Source organism: Acidocella sp. (assembly GCF_013044125.1).
In the GTDB taxonomy this organism is placed as follows: domain Bacteria; phylum Pseudomonadota; class Alphaproteobacteria; order Acetobacterales; family Acetobacteraceae; genus Acidocella.
This window is the reverse complement of the sequence record NZ_JABEVC010000193.1, coordinates 1-4,590: the sequence shown is the minus strand read 5'-3', so window position 1 is coordinate 4,590 and position 4,590 is coordinate 1. Positions and strand designations below refer to the sequence as shown.

The 4,590-nt window shown below is 65.8% G+C and carries 6 protein-coding genes; 1 reads left to right on the top strand and 5 read right to left on the bottom strand.

Annotated elements, in window-relative coordinates:
* The 5 genes from HKL97_RS11885 to HKL97_RS11865 form a co-directional block, all read right to left on the bottom strand.
* On the bottom strand, positions 1-357 hold a 357-nt coding region (locus HKL97_RS11885), incomplete at its 3' end, for an aminotransferase class IV (RefSeq protein ID WP_291425605.1).
* A gap of 3 nt (positions 358-360) precedes the next feature.
* Entirely contained in the window at positions 361-1,359 is a 999-nt protein-coding gene (locus tag HKL97_RS11880; protein WP_291425602.1) for an aldo/keto reductase, read from the bottom strand.
* A gap of 28 nt (positions 1,360-1,387) precedes the next feature.
* Entirely contained in the window at positions 1,388-2,170 is a 783-nt protein-coding gene (locus tag HKL97_RS11875; RefSeq protein WP_291425600.1) for an ABC transporter ATP-binding protein, read from the bottom strand.
* A 3-nt stretch (positions 2,171-2,173) separates the two neighbouring features.
* Positions 2,174-3,067 (bottom strand): ABC transporter permease, encoded by an 894-nt coding sequence (locus HKL97_RS11870; RefSeq protein WP_291425598.1) that lies wholly within the window; start codon positions 3,065-3,067, stop codon positions 2,174-2,176.
* An 85-nt stretch (positions 3,068-3,152) separates the two neighbouring features.
* Positions 3,153-3,524 carry a hypothetical protein gene (locus tag HKL97_RS11865; RefSeq protein WP_291425596.1) on the bottom strand — a complete coding sequence of 124 codons (372 nt, stop codon included), beginning with the start codon at positions 3,522-3,524 and terminating at the stop codon, positions 3,153-3,155.
* Between the two features lie 290 nt (positions 3,525-3,814).
* Here HKL97_RS11865 and HKL97_RS11860 point away from each other — a divergent pair.
* The coding region (locus HKL97_RS11860) for a lytic transglycosylase domain-containing protein (protein ID WP_291425594.1) at positions 3,815-4,590 on the top strand (776 nt) is incomplete at its 3' end.

Sequence of the window (4,590 nt, the reverse complement as noted above, 5' to 3'; positions counted from 1 at the left end):
GGTGCGCGCGGTGATGACGATGCCGGGGCGCACCGGCACGGCGGGGAAGGGGTGGTCCCGCCGGGCGGCGCCGCGGGTAATCTGCATATACACCAGCCCGGTGCTCACCCGGTTGCGGCGCAGCACCTCGCGGATGATGACCAGCAACGCCGCCGGGGAGAGCGTGAGGTGCAGGCTGATCTCGCCCAGGCTGCGGGCCATGCGCGCCAAATGCAGCTCCGCGTCCGCCAGGCGGTGGTTGTGGACGTAGAGCACCTCGTAAATGCCGTCGCCGAACTGAAAGCCGCGATCCTCGACATTCACAGAGGCTTCGCGCAGCGGGCGGTAGCGTCCGTTCACATAAGCGATCGCGGCCATGGGTTAGCGATTCAGCGCCGTCATGCCGGCGGGGGCGTAGCGCATGCCGAGCGCTGCGCCGGGGCGGAAGGCGGCGGTGAGGGTTTTCAGCTCATCGGCGCTCAGCGCCACATCCAGCGCGGCGATATTCTGCTCCAGGTAGCCGCGCCGCTTGGTGCCGGGGATCGGCGCCACATCCTGCCCCTGCGCCAGCACCCAGGCCAGCGCGACCTGCGCGGCGGTGCATGATTTCTGCTCGGCGATGTCCTCGATGACGCCGACCAGGGCGCGGTTGAGGGCGAAATTCTCATCCGAGAAGCGCGGCGAGTTGCGGCGGTAGTCATCGCCCGGCAGGTCTGCCAGGGCGTTGAAGGCGCCAGTGAGAAAACCACGGCCCAGCGGGCTGTAGGGCACCAGGCCGATGCCAAGCTCGCGCAGGGTGGGCAGGATCTCCGCCTCCAGGTCGCGGGTCCAGAGCGAATATTCGGTTTGCAACGCGCTGATCGGGTGGGTTTTATGGGCGCGGCGGATGGTGGCCGCACTCGCCTCGGACAGGCCCAGATGCCGCACTTTGCCCTGCGCTACCAGCTCGGCCATGGCGCCCACGGTCTCCTCGATTGGTACGTTGGGGTCCACGCGGTGCTGGTAGTAGAGATCGATCACCTCGATATCGAGCCGCTTCAGCGAGGCTTCGGCGCAGGCGCGCACATATTCCGGCCGCCCGTTGACGCCGAGAAACGCGCCGTCCGCGCCGCGCATGTTGCCGAATTTGGTGGCGATGATCAGCCCTTCGCGCTTGCCGGTGATGGCTTTGCCCACCAGCTCCTCGTTGGCGCCAGAGCCGTACATATCCGCCGTGTCAAAAAAATTGATGCCGCGCGCAATGGCCATGTGGATGGTGGCGATGGATTCATTGTCGTCGCGCCCGGCGTAGAATTCCGACATGCCCATGCACCCCAGCCCGAGGGCGGAAACAACGAGCGGATTGCCTTGCGCGTTTTTGCCGAGATGACGTTGCTGCATGAATATCTCCTTGTGCTGTTGTTTGTGTTCAGGCCGCGTCTTGCGCGGCGGCCATCGCGTGGGCGAACTGCTCGGGCGGCAGATAAGCCGCCAAAACATCCTCGGGGTGGCCATCGGCTTTTATCTGCCCGCCGTCCATCCAGATCACCCGGTTGCACCAGCGCAAGATGACATCGGCATTATGCGATGACAATACAAGGATCTCCGCGCCGCGCACCATGGTTTCCAGGCGGTGGCGGGCCTTGGTCATGAAGGCGGCGTCTCCGGCCAGAATCCATTCGTCCATCAGCAGGATCTGCGGTTTGATGGCGGTGGCCAGGGCAAAGCCGAGCCGCACGATCATGCCCGAGCTGTAGGTGCGCACGGGCAGCTCCAAAAACTGGTCCAGCCCGGCGAAATCCGCCACATCGGCTTGCAGCTGGCGGATTTGCGGCTCGTTCAGCCCGGTAAACAACCCGCGCAGCCGGATGTTCTCGCGCCCGGTCATTTCCAGGTTCATGCCCTGGTTGGCGTCCAGCAGGGCGGTCACCGCGCCGTCGATGACGATGCGCCCGCAAACCGGCTCGTAAATGCCGGCCATGCTGCGCAGCAAGGTGGTTTTGCCCGCGCCGTTGGCGCCGATAAAGCCAAGCCGGTCGCCGGTGTGCAGCGAGAAGGAGACATCGCGCAGCGCCTCGACCACCAGGCGGTGCTTGCGGTCTTCCCCCAGCCGGCCGGAGGCGGCGGCGAACACGGTCTTCTTCAGGCTGCGGCTCTCGCCATGATACAGCGGGAAGCGGACGGAAACATTCTCGATCAGCAGCTTGGCCATGGGCTACACCCAGTACGCTATGCGCGCGCGCGTGCGGGCGAACACGGCGCCCGCCAGCAGCACCAGCGCGGCGGAGTAGCCCAGCGCCGCGGTCCAGGCGGCGGCGTCCAGCGGCCCGCCGAGCAGCGGGCCGCGCATAATCTCGAGCAGCGCGTAGAACGGGTTCCATGTCACCAGCACCATGCTCAGGCCGCGATGCGCCAGCATGGCGGGATTCCACATGATCGGCGTGATGTAGAAGGCGATCTGCACCACGCTGGCGACAATCGGCGGAATATCGCGAAAGCGTGTGCCGAAGGCACCGAGCAGCAGGGTGAGGGCCGTGGCGTCAACCACCCAGAGCGCGGCGGCGGGCAGCAGGCTGAAGCTGGCGAGGCTGGGCTGGGTGTGGAACACCGCGAAAACCACGGCGATGACCACGATGTTATGCGCCAGCACCAGGATGTTGCGCAGCACCGCGCGCGCCGCGTGCAGCGAGAGCGGCATGCGCATGGCGCGGATCATGCCTTCGGCCTGGGTGAAGCAGAGGCAGCCGTCAGAGGTGACGGTGCTGATGAAATTCCACAGCACCAGCGAGATCGAAAGAAACGGCAGATAGGCCGAGATGTTCTGGTGGAACAGGCGCGAATACAGGAAGCCGATGGCGCCGACCATCACCGCCGTGGAGAGGGTGAGCCAGAACGGGCCGAGCAGAGAGCCGCGATAGCGCAGCCTTATGTCGAGCATGCTGAGAGTCCACACCAGCGGCCACAGCCGCAGGGTCTCGGACAGATCCGCCGCCGCCAGGGTGAGCCGCCCGCGCCAGCCGCGGCTGGCCATGATGGTGACCGCCCGGCCCGGCACACTGGCGGTGTGAGAAACCTCAACCGCGGCCTGCCCCTGCTCTGGCGCAATCATGTTCATCCCCTGGCGATAGCCGAATGGCGGGGCAGCATCAACAGCCCCGGCTCCGCATGACGAGTTGTTAAGCCATTATCTCGGATTATTGAGGACGCACGGCTGTTGCCGCCGCTTCGGCGATGTTCACGCGCTCCCCTGGGGTGAAGCCGGGCTGGCGCGCCTCAACCACGGAGACGACGCTGGAATCCCGGCGGCGGATGACGACCTCCTCGGCGGGCGGCGGATCGCTGGCCGTGGGCTGCCCCAGCCCGGCGAGCACCCGCGCCAAGGCGGCATTGCCGGCGGGTACGTCCACGGCGCGCACGGCAATCACGGTGCCGGTGCTCAGCCGGCCGCGCAGCGGCGAGGTCTGCGCCACGGGTTGTACCGGCGCGCGCGCGGCGCAGCCGGCCAGAAGGGGCAGGGCGCCCAGCAGCGCCAGACAAAGGTTTTTCCGGGGGTGATTCAGCAGCATGGCCCTGTTTATCATCGCCCGCCGGGGCGAGATAGCGTTGCGGCGCCAGAAGTTTCCCTTGCTGCGAGTTGTGTTCTAGCTTAATGGGTTACACTGCCTTGTTTAAGCCGTTATTGAGCGAGATACACGCAATATGACGGTGCCCGCGCCGAAGGCCGCCCCGTGGCGGTGTGCGAGCGTTGGTTTGGTCCGATGCGTGGCAGCCTAACCCGCCCCGCGCGCAATGCTGGCGGTCCTTGGAGATCAGGTCATCTCCCGAGGCCGATGGTTATAAAGTGGAGGCTTAGACTGTGAGCGCAAAATACCGTTTCCGGCCCGTGCGGGTAATGCAAGGCGGCCGTGGCGCCCGGCTGGTTTTGGGGTGCGCTGGCCTTGCCTTGCTCTCCGCCTGCGCGGGCGGCAACCAGGTTGCCCAGAACGGTTACTCGCTTGCGTATTACCGCGCCCATGCGGCGGGCAATTATGCCCCGCCCGGCCCGCCGAGCGACCCTTGGGGGCCTTACATCAACATCGCCGCCAACCGTTTTGATGTGCCGCCAACTTGGATTCGGCAGGTGATGCGCGTGGAATCCGGCGGACATGAATATCTGGACGGCCAGCTTATCGTCTCCGCCGCCGGGGCCATGGGGCTGATGCAGCTGGAACCGGCGACGTATCAGGAAATGGCGTCGCGCTACGGCCTGGGGCAGGACCCGTTCAACCCTTACGACAATATCATGGCGGGCACCGCCTATATTCACGAGATGTATCAGATCTACGGATCACCGGGGTTTCTGGCCGCGTATAACGCCGGACCGGGGCGGCTGGATTCGTACATGAACTACCACACGCCGCTGCCCGGCGAGACGATCAACTACGTCGCGATGATCGCGCCGAACATTCAGGGCTATTACCCGGTGCACCGTTCCGAGGCGGACCAACTCGCCCTGAACACCCAGCCGATGAGCGAAGCCCCCGGCCTGCTGCCGCCGGGCTTCATCCCTGATGCGCCTGCGCGGCAAATGCAGCAGAATCCGCTGGCGCCGGTTCAGGTGGCGTCCATCGCGCCGCCGGCAACCCCCATGTC